At 75.9% G+C, this 15,564-nt stretch carries 3 protein-coding genes; all 3 read right to left on the reverse strand.

Annotated elements, in window-relative coordinates:
* A partial coding sequence (locus ACWEF6_RS23525; RefSeq protein ID WP_449684917.1) for a type I polyketide synthase occupies positions 1–3,201 on the reverse strand: 3,201 nt, incomplete at its 3' end.
* An 8-nt stretch (positions 3,202–3,209) separates the two neighbouring features.
* Entirely contained in the window at positions 3,210–7,586 is a 4,377-nt protein-coding gene (locus ACWEF6_RS23530) for a type I polyketide synthase (protein ID WP_449684918.1), read from the reverse strand.
* A gap of 28 nt (positions 7,587–7,614) precedes the next feature.
* Entirely contained in the window at positions 7,615–15,519 is a 7,905-nt protein-coding gene (locus ACWEF6_RS23535) for an SDR family NAD(P)-dependent oxidoreductase (protein WP_449684919.1), read from the reverse strand.
* Positions 15,520–15,564 lie beyond the last annotated feature (45 nt).

Consider the following 15,564-nt stretch of genomic DNA (forward strand, 5'->3'; position numbering starts at 1 on the left):
GTGTCCGGCGCTGGCTGGCGGCGTGGCCGCGGTGGCTTGTGCGGGGTTCGGCCCGCCGGTGTGTCCGGCGGCAGCTGGCGGCGCGGCCGCGGTGGCTTGTGCGGGGCTCGGCCCGCCGGTGTGTCCGGCGCTGGCTCGCGGCGCGGCCGCGGTGGCTTGAGCCGGGCTCGGTCCGCCGGCTTCGGCGGCGTGTCCGGCGGCGCCCGCCAGCGCCCCGGCCGCCTGGCCCGCGCGGGTCGCCACCAGCACCCGGACCGCACGCGACCCGTCACCCGCCGCCGCCGCGAGGGTGCGGGACACCGCGTGCACCGCGGCCACGTCGTCGTCCACGTCGAGGACCGACAGGTCGACCACCGTGTCCGCCTCGGCGGGCTCGACCACGTCGCCGAGCAGGGCGGTCAGCGCCGCGGCCACCCCGCCCGTGTCCGGCAGGATCGCCACCCGGCCCGTCGTCCCGGCCGCCGGGGCCGGCGACGGGCGCCACGAGGGCGTCAGGAGCTGCACGTGCTCGTCCGGCTCCGCGGCGAGCTGCGGCACCGAAGGCACGACCGTTCCCGGCGCGTCGATCCAGTACCGCGAGCGCTGGAACGGGTACCCAGGCAGGCCTACCCGCCGGGCCTCGCGGCCGCCGCGGACGCCCGTCCAATCGAGGTCCACCCCGGCCAGCCACAGCCGGCCGGCCGCTTCGGCCAGGGCGACCGAAGCCGACGCCGGGTCGTCCGCGCCCGGCAGCGTCGGGATCACCGACGCCCAGCGCGCTGGGGCGCACGCCCGGTGCCCGCGCACCATCGCGCCCAGCGAGCGGCCCGGACCGAGCTCCAGGAGCACCGTGTCCTCGTCGGCCAGCAGCGTGGCGAGGGCGTCGTCGAACCGGACCGGCGCGCACATGTGCTCGGCCCAGTACCCCGGTTCGGGCGCCTCGGTGACCAGTTCGCCGGTCACGTTGGAGACATACGGGATCGTGGGCGCGGACAGCGTCACGTGGGCCGCGACCCACGCGGTCAGCTCGTCGCGCAGCGAGGCCAGCTGCCGGGAGTGGAAGGCGTGCGTGGTCGCCAGGGGCCGGCACGGCACCTCACCCAGCGACTCCCGCAAGGCGGCGATGGCCTCGGACGTCCCGGACACGACGGTCAGCTGCGGCCCGTTCACCGCCGCGATGTCGAGGTCCAGACCGGCGATCCGGGCCCGCACGTCGCCGGCCGGCAGCGGCACGGCGGCCATCGCCCCGCCGGGCAGCGCGGCGATCAGCTTCGCGCGGTGCGCCACCAGCGCGAGGGCGTCCTGCAGCGAGAGCACCCCGGCCAGGCACGCGGCCACGTACTCCCCGAGGCTGTACCCGACCAGGACACTCGGCGTGACGCCCCACGAGCGCACCAGGTGCGCCAGCGCGTACTCGACGGCGAACAGCGCCGGGTGCAGCACCTCCGTGCGGTCGCCCGCACGCGACCCGCCTTCCGTGCGGCCGAGCAACGCGGCCAGCCCGCCCGAGCCTTCCCGCGAGCCGAGCATCTCGTCCAGCACCGGCGAATCCAGGAGCGCGCGGCAGCGGTCCAGCTCGGCCCGGAACACCGGCGCCGTCTCGTACAGCTCGGCGGCCAGGCCCGGGTACTGCTCGCCGGTGCCCGCGATGAGGAACCCGACGCGGCGACCGGTCCCGGCGTCGCTCGACGCCGACACGGCTCCTTCGCGGAGCGCCTGCGCCGCTTCGGAAGGCGAACCGGCCACCAGCATTCGCCGGTGCCCGAACGTCGTGCGTCCACTTTGGAGGGTGTGGGCGACGTCGGCGAGCGCGTCGCCGGAGGTCGCCAGGTGGGCGGCGAGGTTCGCGGTGGCCGCGTCCGCGGCGGCGGCCGAGCGGGCCGACCACACGACCAGCTCCGGGCCGGCCGCCGTCGTCGGAGCCGGCAGCGGCGCCTCCTCCAGCACGACGTGGGCGTTCGTGCCGCCGATGCCGAACGCGCTGACGCCGGCGCGGCGCGGGGTGTCCGTGCGCGGCCACGGCGTGCGCCCGGTGACCACGGTCAGCTCCGCGTCACCCGCGGTGAGCTGCGGGTTCGGCGTGCCGAGGTTGCGCGTCGGCGGGATCTCCTCGTGGTGCAGGGACAGCGCCGCCTTGATCAGGTTGGTCACGCCGGCGGCGCGGTCGAGGTGCCCGACGTTCGTCTTCACCGAGCCGATCCGCAGCGACTGGCCCGCGAAGACCTGCTGCAGCGCGGCGATCTCGGCCGCGTCCCCCAGGGCGGTGCCGGTGCCGTGGGCCTCGACGTACCCGATGTCGGACGGCTCCAGCCCGGCCGCGGCCAGCGCCTCGGCGATCACCGTGGCCTGGCCTTCGACGCCGGGGGCGGTGAAGCCGACCTTGCGGCCGGCGTCGTTATTGACCGCCCAGCCGCGCAGCACCGCGTACACCCGGTCGCCGTCGGCGAGCGCGTCCTCGAGCCGGCGCAGCGCGACCACGCCGACGCCGCCGCCGAGCGGGGCGCCCAGGCCCGCGGCGTCGAACGCGCGGCACTCGCCGTCCGGCGGTGCGATGCCGCCCTGCTGGTAGAGGTAGCCGACGCGGTGCGGCACGCCGATCGACACGCCGCCGGCCAGGGCGACGTCGCATTCGAAGTTCGCCAGGCTGCTCGCCGCGACGCACACCGCGACCAGCGACGTCGAGCAGGCGCTCTGGATGCTGAACGCGGGCCCGGACAGGCCGAGCGTGTGCGACACCCGGGTGGCCAGGGTGTCCTTGTCGTTGCCGAGGGCGATGGCGATCTCGCCCATCTCCCCGGCCGCGTTCGCCGGGGTGAGGTTGTGGGTCAGGTAGGTGCTCCACGCGCAGCCGGCGAACACGCCGATCGCGCCGTCGAAGCGCGCCGGGTCGCAGGCCGCGTCCTCCAGGGCGTGCTGGCTGTGCTCCAGGAAGAGCCGGTGCTGCGGGTCGAGGATCTGGGCTTCCTTCGGGTTGATCCCGAAGAAGCCCGCGTCGAAGTCCTCGACCCCGCGCACGACGGCGCCCGCCTTGACGTAGGCCGGGTCGCCGAGCCGGTCGGCGGGGACGCCCGCGGCCAGGAGCTCTTCGTCGGTGAAGCGGGTGATGCCGGAGCGGCCCGCGCGGATGGTCTCCCAGAGCGCGCCGACGTCGTCGGCGCCCGGGAAGCGGCCGGCCATGCCGACGACGGCGATGTCCGCGGGCGAGATGCTGGTGTCGGTCACGGTGTCCCTCATTTCCGGGTGCCGGCCAGGCGGCGGCGCCGGCCCCGCGCGGATCCGGTGGTCGCCGCCCGCGGGGCGGGCGAGTCGGTGTCGGTCAGTGCGGCGGCGAACGCGGCCACGGTGGGGTGGCCGAAGAGGACGGCGGGGGCGATCGGCAAGCCGAGGCGCTTTTCCAGCGCCGCCACCATGGCCATGCCGACCAGCGAGTTGCCGCCGAGGTCGAAGAACGGGTCGTGCACGCCCACCGCGTCGATGCCCAGGAACTCGCCCCAGACGCCGGCGATGTCGGTCTCGAGCTCGCCGCGCGGGGCGGCGTACTCGGTCCGCAGCGGTGGCCGCGGATAACGTGCTTTCGGCGTCGGCGCGGCGTCCAGGAGCCCGCCGAGGTCGTTGAGCTCGGCCAGCTCGCGGCGGGCCGAGGGCAGGTCCTGGCGCAGCGCGACGACCGTGCCGCGGAAACCGTGGCCGGCGAGCCGGTCGAGCACCGCGCAGCCGGCTTCGGCGCTGAAGCCGTAGCGGCGGCGGTAGGCGAGGCGGGCTTCCCCGGTGGCCTCGTCGGCCCAGGAGTCGTGCTGCCAGTGTCCCCAGGCGACGGTCACCACCTGGGTGTCCGCTGTGGACAGTGCGGCGCCGTGGGCGTCGAGGACGCTGTTGGCCGCGCAGTAGTCGGCTTCGCCGATGCCGCCGACGACCGTGACGATCGAGGAGAACAGGACCAGGCGCCGGGGCCGGGCGGCCAGGAGCGGGCGGACCGCGTGGACCTTCGGGGCGAGCGTGCGGTGCAGGTCCTCGGCGGTGCGGCGCTGCGTGAGCCCGCCGCCCGGCTGGCCGGCGGCGTGCACGACCGAGTCGAGCTCGCCGAACCGCAGCTTGGCCTCGACCAGGGCTTCGGCCAGCTGTTCCGGGACGCCGGTGTCGGCCTTGAGCACCAGCACCTCGGCGGGCTCCAGCGCCGCGAGGTCGGCGGCGTCGGCGTCGCCGGTGCGGCTGATCAGGGCGAGCCGGCGGGCGCCGTGGCCGACGAGGTGCTTGGCCACGATCATGCCGAGCCCGCGGGTGCCGCCGGTGATCACGTGCGTGCCGCCCCAGTCCGGCGGGCCGTCGCCGAGCGTGATCTCGGTGTACTCCTGCAGGCGGCGGCGCCCGCCCCGCCAGCCGGCGAGCACCGGCTCCCCGGCGGCATCGTCGGTCCAGGGGCGGGCCAGCTCCTCGAGGAGGCACTCGGCCGGGGTGCCGGGTTCGACGTCGACCCCTCGCCACCGCAGGCCCGGGTACTCGGCCCGGACGCCGCGGCCGAGCCCGTGCACCGCGGCGGCGTCCGGGTCGGTCAGGTCGCCGCCGGTGATCTCGGCCGCGCCGGTGGTGACGGTGAGCAGCCGGACGTCGTGGCCGTCGAGGGCCTGGACCGTCCGGAGGAGGTCGTCGAACCCGCCGTCGTGGACGACGTGCAGGGGCTGGGGGAGTGCTTTCGGGTCGGTGCCGACGGTCATCCCTGCTGCCGCGGCCAGCGTGGCGAGTGCGTGGTTCGTGGTGATCAGCGAACCCCGCGGCGTGACCGTGGGGCGGGTGGGGTCGAGGCGCCACACCGGGGTGTAGAGCCGGCCGGCTTCGGAGGCGGGCCCGGCTTGGGTGCGGGTCGCCGGGGGCCAGAACTTCGTGCGCTGGAAGGGATAGCCGGGCAGGCTGACGGTGCGGCCGCCGTGGTGGCGGGTCGTGATGGCGACGCCGAGCTCCCACAGCCGGGCGAGGGTCTCCAGCAGCGCGACGCCTTCGGCGGGGCGGTCCTCGACGGGCCAGGGCGCGGGCAGGGTGCCGAGCACGGCGGGGCGGGCGGCGCCGGTCTGGTTCTGGCGGACCAGGCCGCCGAGCGTCTGGCCCGGGCCGAGCTCGACGTAGGCGTCGACGTCCTGCCCGGCGCAGTGCCGGACGCCGTCGGCGAACCGCACCGGGCGGCAGAGGTGACCGGCCCAGTACTGCGGGTCGACGGCTTCGGCGTCGGTGAGCACGGTGCCGGTCGTGTTCGAGACGATCGGGATCCGCGGCGCCTGCCGGGGCACGGACGCGACCAGCTCGGCGAGTTCGTCGCGAGCAGGCTCCAGCAGGGTGGAGTGGAACGGGTGCGCCGAGCGCAGCGTGCGGGCGGCGAGCCCGGCGGCTTTCAGGTGCGCGGCCGCGGCTTCGACGTCTTCCGGCGATCCACTGAGGACGGTCATCTGGGGGCCGTTCAGCGCGGCGACGTCGACCCGCATGGGAGACAGCGCTTCGGCGATCTGGTTCGCCGACGCGGCCACGGCGAGCATCCGCCCGGCCGGAGCACGCCCGATCAGCCGCGCCCGCCCGGTCACGACGTGCAGGGCGTCGGCGAGGGTGAAGACCCCGGCGAGACAGGCGGCGACGTACTCGCCGAGGCTGTAGCCGACGAGCAGGTCCGGCCGGACACCCCGATCGGCGAGCAGCTGGGCGAGCGCGTACTCGACGGTGAAGAGCAGCGGGTGCGCGACCTCGGCCCGGTCGAGGAGGTCATCGCCCTGGCCGGCGCCGAAGAACGACGTCTCGACGACGCACGGTTCGGCGAAGAAGGCACCCTTGAGGTCGACCCCGCACCGGTCGGCGGCGATGGCACAGCATTCGTCGACGGCGGCGGCGAACACGGGCTCGTCCCGGTAGAGCTGAGTGGCCAGGCCGCGGTACTGGTCGCCGACGCCGGGGAGCAGGAAGGCGACCTTCGGGGCGCCGGGCTTGCGGTGGACGCCGGGGGCCTGGGCGGCGGCGGTGAGCTGCCGGACGGCGTCGTCGAGGCCGGTGGCCACGACGGCCCGCCGGTGGTCCAGGTGGGCCCGGCCTTCGCGCAGGGTGTGGGCGAGGTCGGCCAGGGACACGTCCGTGCTCTCGCCGAGCCGCGTGAGCTGCGCGCTCAGCGCGGCCGCCGAGGCCGCCGAAACCGGGAGCAGCTCGGCAACCGGCGGCGCCGCGGACGGTCGTGAGTGGAAAGGCGGGTTAGAACCCTCTTTTTCACTCACGACCGGCTGCGGCGGTGCGGCCTCCAGGACCAGGTGGGCGTTCGTGCCGGACCAGCCGAACGAGCTCACCCCCGCCACCGCCGGGCGGCCGCGGTCCGGCAGCGGCGCCAGCCCCGTGGACGGCGTCACCGCCGAGTTCGCCAGCACCTGCTCCGCCGGGTCGTCCATGTGCAGGTTCGGCGGCACCTCACCGTTCTCCAGCACCAGCACCGTCTTGATCAGCCCGGCGATGCCCGCCGCGGTGTGGGTGTGGCCGATGTTGGTCTTCACCGCCCCGACCGTGAGCGGCCGGTCCGCCGGTCGCCCGCCGAACACGTCGCCGAGCGCACCCAGCTCGATCTCGTCGCCCAGCGGCGTGCCCGAGCCGTGGGCCTCCAGGAAGTCGACGTCGGCCGGCTCGGCCGCCGCGTCGGACAGGGCGCGGCGGATCACGTCGACCTGCGCACCGCGGTTGGGCGCGGTCAGGCCGTTGCTGCGGCCGTCCTGGTTCACCGCCGACCCGCGGATCACCGCGCGGATGCGGTGGCCGTCGCGCAGCGCGTCCGACAGGCGGGCCAGCACGACCATGCCGCCGCCCTCGCCCATCATGTAGCCGTCCGCGCTCATGTCGAACGTGTGGCAGCGGTCGGTCGGCGACAGCAGCGCGTTGCGGCTGCTGTAGACGTACAGGAACGGGTGCAGCGCCAGGAATCCGCCGCCGGCGAGGGCGTAGTCGCACTCGCCCGCTCGCAGCGCGCGGGCCGCGAGGTGCACCGCCACCAGCGTCGACGAGCACGCCGTGTCCAGCGAGAACGCCGGCCCGCGCAGGTCGAAGTGGTAGGCCAGCCGCCCGGCGACGACGCTGGCGAGGCTGCCCTGGCCCATGTACGGGTCCGCGTACACGCCCGTGCCTTCGCGCTCCGCCTCGACCTGGCCGTACTGGAATGCGTCGGAGAACCCGAGCAGCACGCCGGTGCGGCTGCCCCGCAACCGCGGCGCCGGGGTGCCCGCGTCGTCCATCGCCTCCCACGCCAGCTCCATCAGCAGCCGCTGCTGGGGGTCCATCCGCAGCGCTTCCTGCGGGGCGTAGCCGAAGAACCCGGCGTCCCAGCCGTCCACTTCGGACAGGAAGGCGCCGCGGCGCCGGACGCCGGGCACGTGGTCGAACCGGCCGTCCGGGACGTCGCCGACTTCGGCGGCCCGGCCCTCGCGCAGCAGCTTCCAGTACGAGTCGACGTCGGGAGCGCCGGGGAACCGGCAGGACATGCCGATCACGGCGATGGGCTCGCTCTCGCGGGCCTCGTACTCGGCCAGCCGGCGGCGCGCGCCCGCGAGCTCGACCGTCGCCCGCTTCAGGTAGTCGCGAAGCTTGTCTTCGCCGGTCATAACCGAACCCCTATCCGTTCGCAAAAGGTCAGCGCTTGTCGATGAAGGCGAAGAGCTCGTCGTCCGTGGCGAGGTCGAGCGCGGGTTCCGCGCCGAGCCCGGCCAGGGCCTCCCGCAGGACCTCCACCAGCCGGACGCGCTCCTCGGTGTCTGCGCCCGGCAGGACTTCGCCGAGGGCCTCGCGCAGCCGCTGCGCGGGGTCCGGCGGGGGCGGGAGCAGCTCACCGAGCAGGTGCGCGGCCAGCAGTTCGACGGTCGGGTGGTTGAACAGCAGCGACGCGGGCAGCCGCAGCCCGGTGCCGGCGCCGATGCGGTTGCGCAGCTCCACCGACGTCAGCGAGTCGATCCCCAGTTCGCTGAACGGCTTCGCCACCTCGACCGACGCCGGTGAGCGGTGCCCGAGCGCCGTGGCGACCTCCGTGCGGACGAAGCCGGTCACCGTCGCGGCCGCGGTGTCCCGGTCCAGCCCGGCGAGCTGCCCGGCCAGTCCGGCCGCCACCGGGGCGGCCGCGACCGCCCGGCGCACCGGGACGAGACTCCGCAGGACGGCGGGAACCTCGTCGGCCGCCCGCAGCGCCGCGGTGTCCCAACCGGACGCCACGACCGTGCCCGACAGCCCGAGCGCGGCGTCGAACGCGGCGAGCCCCTGCGCCTCGGTGATCGGCCGGACGCCGGTGAGGCGCGAGCGGTCCGTCGAGGTCATCGCGGCGGTCATGCCGGTCACCGTGTCCCACAGGCCCCACGCGATCGACACGCCCGGCAGCCCGCGCGCCGCCCGGTACTCCGCCAGCGCGTCGAGCGAGGCGTTCGCGGCGGCGTAGTTCGCCTGCCCGCGGTTGCCGAGCACCCCGGCGACCGAGGAGAACAGCACGAACGCGGCGAGCGGCTGGTCTTCGGTGAGCTCGTGCAGCAGCCAGGCGGCGTCGCGCTTCGGCCGCAGCACGGTGTCCAGCTGCGTTCGCGTGAGCCCGGTGATGGTCGAGTCGTCGAGGACCCCGGCCGCGTGCACCACCCCGGTGAGCGTCTCGCCGGCCAGGAGCACCGACAGAGCGGCCCGGTCGGCGACATCGGCGGCCACCACCCGGACGCGGGCGTCCAGGCCGGCCAGCCGCGCCGGGACGTCGCCGCCGCGGCGCGAGACCAGCAGCAGGTCCCGGACGCCGTGCGTGGTCACCAGCCGCTCGGCGACCAGGGCGCCGAGCCCGCCGGTGCCGCCGGTCACCAGGACCGTGCCACCGCCGAAGTCCACTATGGACGGCTCGGCCGGGTGCCGCGCCAGGCGAGGCACGAGGACCGCGCCGTCGCGCACGGCGAACTGCGGCTCGTCGGCGTCGAGCGCCGCGGCGAGCGGGGCGCCGGGGCGGGCGCCGGCGAGGGCGAAGCGGCCTGGGTGCTCGGCGATCGCCGAGCGCACCAGGCCCCACACCGGCGCGCCGTCGGGCGAGCCCGGGTCCTGCAGGAACACCAGTTTCGCGCCGTCGCAGCGCTCGTCGAGCAGCCAGCGCTGCACGAGGTCCAGCACGGCCGGCAGTTCGTGCGCGGTGGTGAGCACGACCGGCGGGACGACCTCCGGCAGCTCCGTGCCGATCACCGTCCACTCCCGGTCGGTGCCGTCGCCTACCGGGGCGGGCGTCCATTCCACGCGGTAGAGCTCCGCGGCCGCCTTCGTCTCGGCGGCCGGCCGCAGCAGCAGCGACTCGACGCCGCCGAGCGGGGTACCGGCGGTGTCGTAGAGGGCGATCTCGACGCCGGTGGCCGCCGAGCCGGACAGCCGGGCCCGCACCGCACCCGGCAGGGGCGAGGTGACCCGCAGGCCGCCGAAGGAGAACGGGAGCAGCAGCTCGGTGCCGTCGAGGACCAGGGCGTGCAGCACCGCGTCGAGCACCGCGGGGTGGGCGGTGAACTCGCCTTCGGCGGGCAGTTCCACCTCGACGTACCGGTCGTCGCCGTCGCGCCACAGCGCGGTGAGGCCCTGGAACGCCGGTCCGTACTCGTAGCCGCGTTCGGCGAGCCGCGCGTAGGCGCCGTCGAGGTCGACCGGCTCCGCTCCGACGGGCGGCCAGACCGGCAGGGGAGTGCCGGGTGCCCGCTCCGGGCTCACCGCGCCGGTGGCGTGCCGCGTCCACGGCCCGTCGCCGAGTCGCGTGTGGACGGTCAGCGGCCGCCGGCCGTGGTCGTCCGCACGGCCGAGGCCGACCTGGACCTCGACCGCGCCGGACGCGGGCAGCACCAGCGGCGCTTCGAGCGTCAGGTCCTCGACGCTTCCGCCGTCCGCCGCTGCCAGGGCCAGTTCGGCGAACCCGGTGCCGGGGAACAGGACCGTGCCGCGGACGGCGTGCCCGGCCAGCCACGGCAGCGAGGTCAGCGAGAGCCGCCCGGTGGCCACGGAACCGTCGCCGTCGGCGACCGGGGTGGGGGCGCCGAGCAGGCCGCCGGAGTGGCCGGTGAGCCAGTAGCGCTGCCGGTCGAACGCCGAGGTCGGGACGTCCGGGTGGCGGGTGACCGGGCCGAGCAGCCGCGGCCAGTCCACCGCCGCGCCCCGGACGTGCGCCGCGGCGAGGGCCAGCAGGAAACGGCGGCGTCCGCCTTCCCCGCGGCGCAGGGTGCCGACGGCGGTGCCGTCGATGCCGGCGTCGGTCAGGATTTCCTGCACCGCGCCGGCAAGGATGGGGTGCGGGCTGATCTCGACGAACAGCGGCCGCCGGTAGCCGGCGAAGGCGCGGACGGCCGCGTCGAACCGCACCGGCTCGGCCAGGTTGCGGTACCAGTAGCCGGGGGTGAGTTCCGAGCCCGGCAGGAAGCCGCCGGTGCAGGAGGAGCAGATCGTGGTCGCGGTGTCGGCCGGCGCCAGCGCGCCGATCTCGGCGATCAGGGCGTCGCGGACCGCCTCGACGTGCGGGGTGTGCGCCGCGTACGCCACCGGGGTGCGCCGGATCTGGACGTCGGCGCAGGCGGCGGCGAACTCCTCGATGGCGGCCAGTTCGCCGCCGACGACGGTGCCGGCCGGGCCGTTGTCGACGGCCGGCCACAGCCGCCCGGCCCACGGCTCCAGGCGTTCCCGCACCTGCGCCACGGGCAGGCCGACGGCGAGGATGCCGCCGGTGCCGTCGAGCTCGGCGGTGAGGAGCCGGCTCCGGACGGCGATGATCCGGGCGGCGTCGGCCAGCGGCAGGGCCCCGGCGACGACGGCCGCGGCCAGCTCGCCTTGGGAGTGGCCGACCACCGCGGCCGGAGCGACCCCGGCGGCCTGCCACAGTCCGGCGAGGGCGACCATGACGGCGAACAGCACCGGCTGCACGACCTCGGTCCCCTCCAGGTCCGGCGCGCCGCCGGCGCCGGTGAGCACGTCGAGCACGGACCAGCCGGTGTGCGGGCGCAGGGCCTCGGCGGCGTCGGTGAGCAGCCGGGCGAAGTCCGGGTCGGCGGCGAGCAGTTCGGCGGCCATGCCGGGCCATTGGGCGCCCTGGCCGGGGAAGACGAACACCGGCCGGACGTCGCCGGCCGCGGTGCCGGTGACGAGCGCGGGGTGCGGGGCGCCCTCGGCCAGAGCGGCGAGGGCGCCGACGAGTTCGGCCCGGTCCTCGGCGACGACGACCGCGCGGCAGGAGCCGGGACGCCGGCGGGCGAGGATCGCGGCGGTGGCGGTGAGGTCCTGGTCGGCCGCGGTTTCGGCGTAGGCCCGCAGCCGGGCGGCGTGGGCGCGCAGGGCGGTGCCGGTGTGGGCGTGCAGGGACCAGACGAGCGGCCCGGCGGGCGCCGGAGCGGACTCTTCGGCGGGTACCGATTCCAGCACGACGTGCGCGTTGGTCCCGCTGATCCCGAAGCTCGACACCGCGGCCCGCCGCGGGCGGCCGTGCTCGGGCCACGCCCGGGCCGCCGACAGCACCTCGACCCGGCCGCTCGCCCAGTCGACGTGCGGGCTCGGCACCTCGGCGTGCAGGGTGCGCGGGATCGTCTCGTGCCGCAGGGCCTCGACCATCTTGATCACCCCGGCGACCCCGGCCGCGGCCTGGGTGTGGCCGATGTTCGACTTCAGCGACCCGAGCCACAGCGGCGTTTCGCGGTCCTGCCCGTAGGTGGCCAGCAGGGCGTGCGCTTCGATCGGGTCGCCCAGGGCCGTCCCGGTGCCGTGCGCCTCGACCACGTCGACATCCTTTGTGGACAGTCCCGAGGCGTGCAGCGCGCGGCGGATGACCTGTTGCTGGGCCTGGCCGTTGGGCGCGGTGAGACCGTTGCTGGCCCCGTCGGAGCCGGTCGCGCCGCCGCGCAGCAGGGCCAGCACCGGGTGGCCGTGGCGGCGGGCGTCGGACAGCCGCTCCAGCACCAGCATCCCCGCGCCTTCGGCGAACGCCGTGCCGTCGGCGTCGGCGGAGAACGCCTTCGCGCGGCCGTCGGCGGAAAGGCCGTTCTGGCGCGTGAAGTCCACGAGGTTGCCGGGGGCGGCCATCACCGTGACGCCGCCGGCGAGGGCGAGCGAGCAGTCGCCGCGGTGCAGGGCGTCGGCGGCCAGCTGGATCGCGACCAGCGACGACGAGCACGCCGTGTCGACGGTGAGCGCCGGCCCGCGCAGGCCGTAGGTGTAGGCGATCCGGCCGGAGGCGACGCTCGGGGAGGTGCCGGTCAGGCGGTGGCCGTCGACGAGCCCGGTCGGCTCGTGCAGCCGCGGGCCGTAGTCCATGGCCATCGCGCCGACGAACACGCCGGTGTCGGTCCCGGCCAGGGCGTCCGGCTCGAGCCCGGCGCGCTCGATCGCCTCGTGGCTGATCTCCAGGAGGACGCGCTGCTGCGGGTCCATGGCCAGGGCTTCGCGGGGGCTCAGGCCGAAGAACGCCGGGTCGAACCGGTCGGCGTCGTGGAGGAACCCGCCGAACCGGGTGGCGCACGAGCCGGGGCCGGTGTCGCCGAGGAGCGTGTCGAGGTCCCAGCCGCGGTTCGCGGGCAGCTCGGTGACGGCCTCGCCGCCCGCGGCGACCAGGTCCCACAGCTCGGCCGGCGAGGTGATGCCGCCGGGAAAGCGGCAGCCCATGGCGACGATCGCGATCGGCTCTTCCTGACCCAGGTCTGCCGCAGCTGGTCGTGAGTGGTAATTCGGGTTAGAACCCGAATTACCACTCACGACCAGCCGCGGCAGGGCGCGCAGGTGCGCGATGAGGTGATTCGGCGTGGGGAAGTCGAACAGCAACGTCGTCGGCAGCTTGAGCCCGGTGGCGGCCTGCAGCCGGGTGCGCAGCTCCACCACGCTCACCGAGTCGAAGCCGAGGTCCTTGAACGTGCTCGCGGGGTCGATGCCGTCGGCGTCGGCGTGGCCCAGCACGGCCGCGGCCGTGACCAGGACGAGCTCCGCCACCTGCGTGGGATCGACGGCGACCGGCGCGGCGGCCACTTCTTCGCCGAGCCAGAACCGGGTCCGCTGGAACGCATAGGTCGGCAGGTCCACCAGGCGCGTGCCCGGCACCTCCCACCGCACCCCGGCTCCGGCGACGAACGCCTCGGCGAAGCTGCGCCGCAGACGTTCGCCGCCACCGTCGTCCCGTCGCAGCGTCCCGACGACGGCCACCGTGCGGTCGTTCGCCTCGGCGGTCTCCTCGATGCTGCCCAGCAGCACCGGGTGCGGGCTGCACTCGACGAACCGCGCGCCCCCGGCGGCCAGCGCTCCGGCGGTCGCCGCGGCGAACCGGACCGGACGCCGGAGGCTTTCGAACCAGTACCCGGCGTCGAGCCCGGCGGTGTCGAAGGGCTCGCCGGTGAGGGCCGAAACGAACGTGACCGAAGTGGACGCCGGGCGCACCGGGGCCAGGAGCCACAGGATCTCGTCGCGCAGCGGGTCCACGGCCGCCGAGTGCGACGCGTAGTCGACCGGCAGGATCTTCGCGCGGTACCCGCCCTCGGTGAGGGTGGTGTGCAACGCCGCCAGTGCGTCGGCCGGCCCGGACAGGACCACCGACCGGGTGCCGTTCACCGCGGCCACCGACACGCCGGCGGGCAGCAGCGGCCGGACGACGTCCTCGGGCGCGCCGGCCGACATCATCCCGCCGCCGCGCGGCATCCCGGCGATCACCCGGCTGCGCAAGGCCACCACGCGGGCGCCGTCGGCCAGCGACAGCGCGCCGATCGCGGTGGCGGCGGCGATCTCGCCCTGGGAGTGGCCGACGACGATCGACGGCGTGAGTCCCGCGGCGCGCCAGACCTCCGCCAGCGACACCATCACGGCCCAGAGGGCGGGCTGGACGACGTCGACGCGGTCGAGGTCGGCGGTGCCGGCGCGCAGGTCGTCGAGGAGTTCGTAGCCGAGGAACGGCGCCAGCGCGGCCGAGCACTCGGCCAGCCGGCGGGCGAAGACGGGGGAGTCGCGCAGCAGCGCGCGGGCCATTTCCGGCCACTGCGAACCCTGCCCGGGGAACACCAGGACGTCGGCGCCGTCGACGGTCCGCCCGGTCACGACGTTCTCCGACGGCGTACCGGCGGCCAGCGACGCGAGATCGTCGAACACGACCGCGCGGTGCTCGAAGAGGTCCCGGGTGCGCAGCAGCGACCGGGCGACGTCGCCGTGCGTCGGCCCGAGGTGGTCGGCGAGGTGGCCGGCGAGCGCGCGGGCCTGGGCGGGCAGGGCGGCGGCCGACCGGGCCGACAGCACCAGCGGGACGGCGTCGGCGGCGACGTCCTCGGGCTGGGGAACCGCCGGCGCCTCGGCCAGGACGAGGTGGCAGTTGGTGCCGCCGACGCCGAACGAGCTGACCCCGGCGACGAGCCGGTCCTGCGGCCGCGGCCAGTCCCGGCCCTCGGCCACCACCTCGAGGTTCAGCGTCCCGAACGGGATGGCCGGGTTCGGCGTGGCGAAGTTCAGGCTCGGGCTCAGGCGGCGCTCGGACAGGCACACCAGCACCTTCAGCAGCCCGGCGATGCCGGCGGCGCCTTCGAGGTGGCCGACGACGGTCTTCACCGAGCCGACCTGCAGGGGCTCCGGGCGGTCCCCGGCGAACGCGGCCCCGAGGGCCTCGGCCTCGATCGGGTCGCCGACCGGCGTGCCGGTGCCGTGCAGTTCGACGTACTGGACGTCGGCCGGGGCGACGCCGGCGTCGGCGCAGGCCAGCCGGATCACCTCGGTCTGCGCTTCGGCCCGCGGCACGGTGAGGCCGTCGCCGCCGCCGTCGTTGTTCACGGCGCCGCCCAGCAGGACCGCGTGGACGCGGTCGCCGTCGGCGAGGGCGGCGCTCAGCGGCTTCAGGACGACCAGGCCGCCGCCCTCGCCGCGGACGTACCCGTCGGCGCGGCTGTCGAAGGTGTGGCACCGGCCCTGCGGGGACAGCGCCCCGAAGCGGTCCACGACCTCGGTGCCCGCTTCCAGCAGGTTGAGGTTCACCCCGCCGGCGAGCGCGACGGCCGCGGTGCCGTGGCGCAGCTGCTCGGCCGCCAGGTGCACCGCCACCAGCGACGACGACTGGCCCGAGTCGACGGTCAGGCTCGGCCCGCGCAGCCCGAGCCCGTAGGAGACGCGGTTCGCGATGAGACTCCGGTGAGTGCCGGTCAGGGTGTGCGGCCCGGCGCCGAGGCGGTCGTGCAGCAGCGCGTAGTCGCCGTTGATCGCGCCGACGACGACGGCGGTGCCGCTGCCGCGCAGCGTGCCGGGCGCGATCCGGGCGTCCTCGCAGGCCTCCCACGCCAGCTCCAGCACCAGCCGCTGCTGCGGGTCCATCGCCGCGGCCTCGCGCGGGGAGATCCCGAAGAAGGGTGCGTCGAAACCGTCCACATCGGACACGAAGCCGCCGCGCCCCGAGCCGGCGCCGTCGGTCCACCGGCCCGGCGGGACCGCGCCGACGGCCTCGCGGCCCTCGGCCAGCAGCCGGCGCAGCCACGTGGGGGACGGGGCACCGGGGAGCCGGCAGGACATGCCGACCACCGCGATCGGCTCACCGGGAGCAGGCAGGGAAGACATAGTTCACCCATCGTCGGAAGGGATCGGCGGAAATCGGGGAATGCG

The organism is Amycolatopsis sp. NPDC004772 (assembly GCF_053601215.1).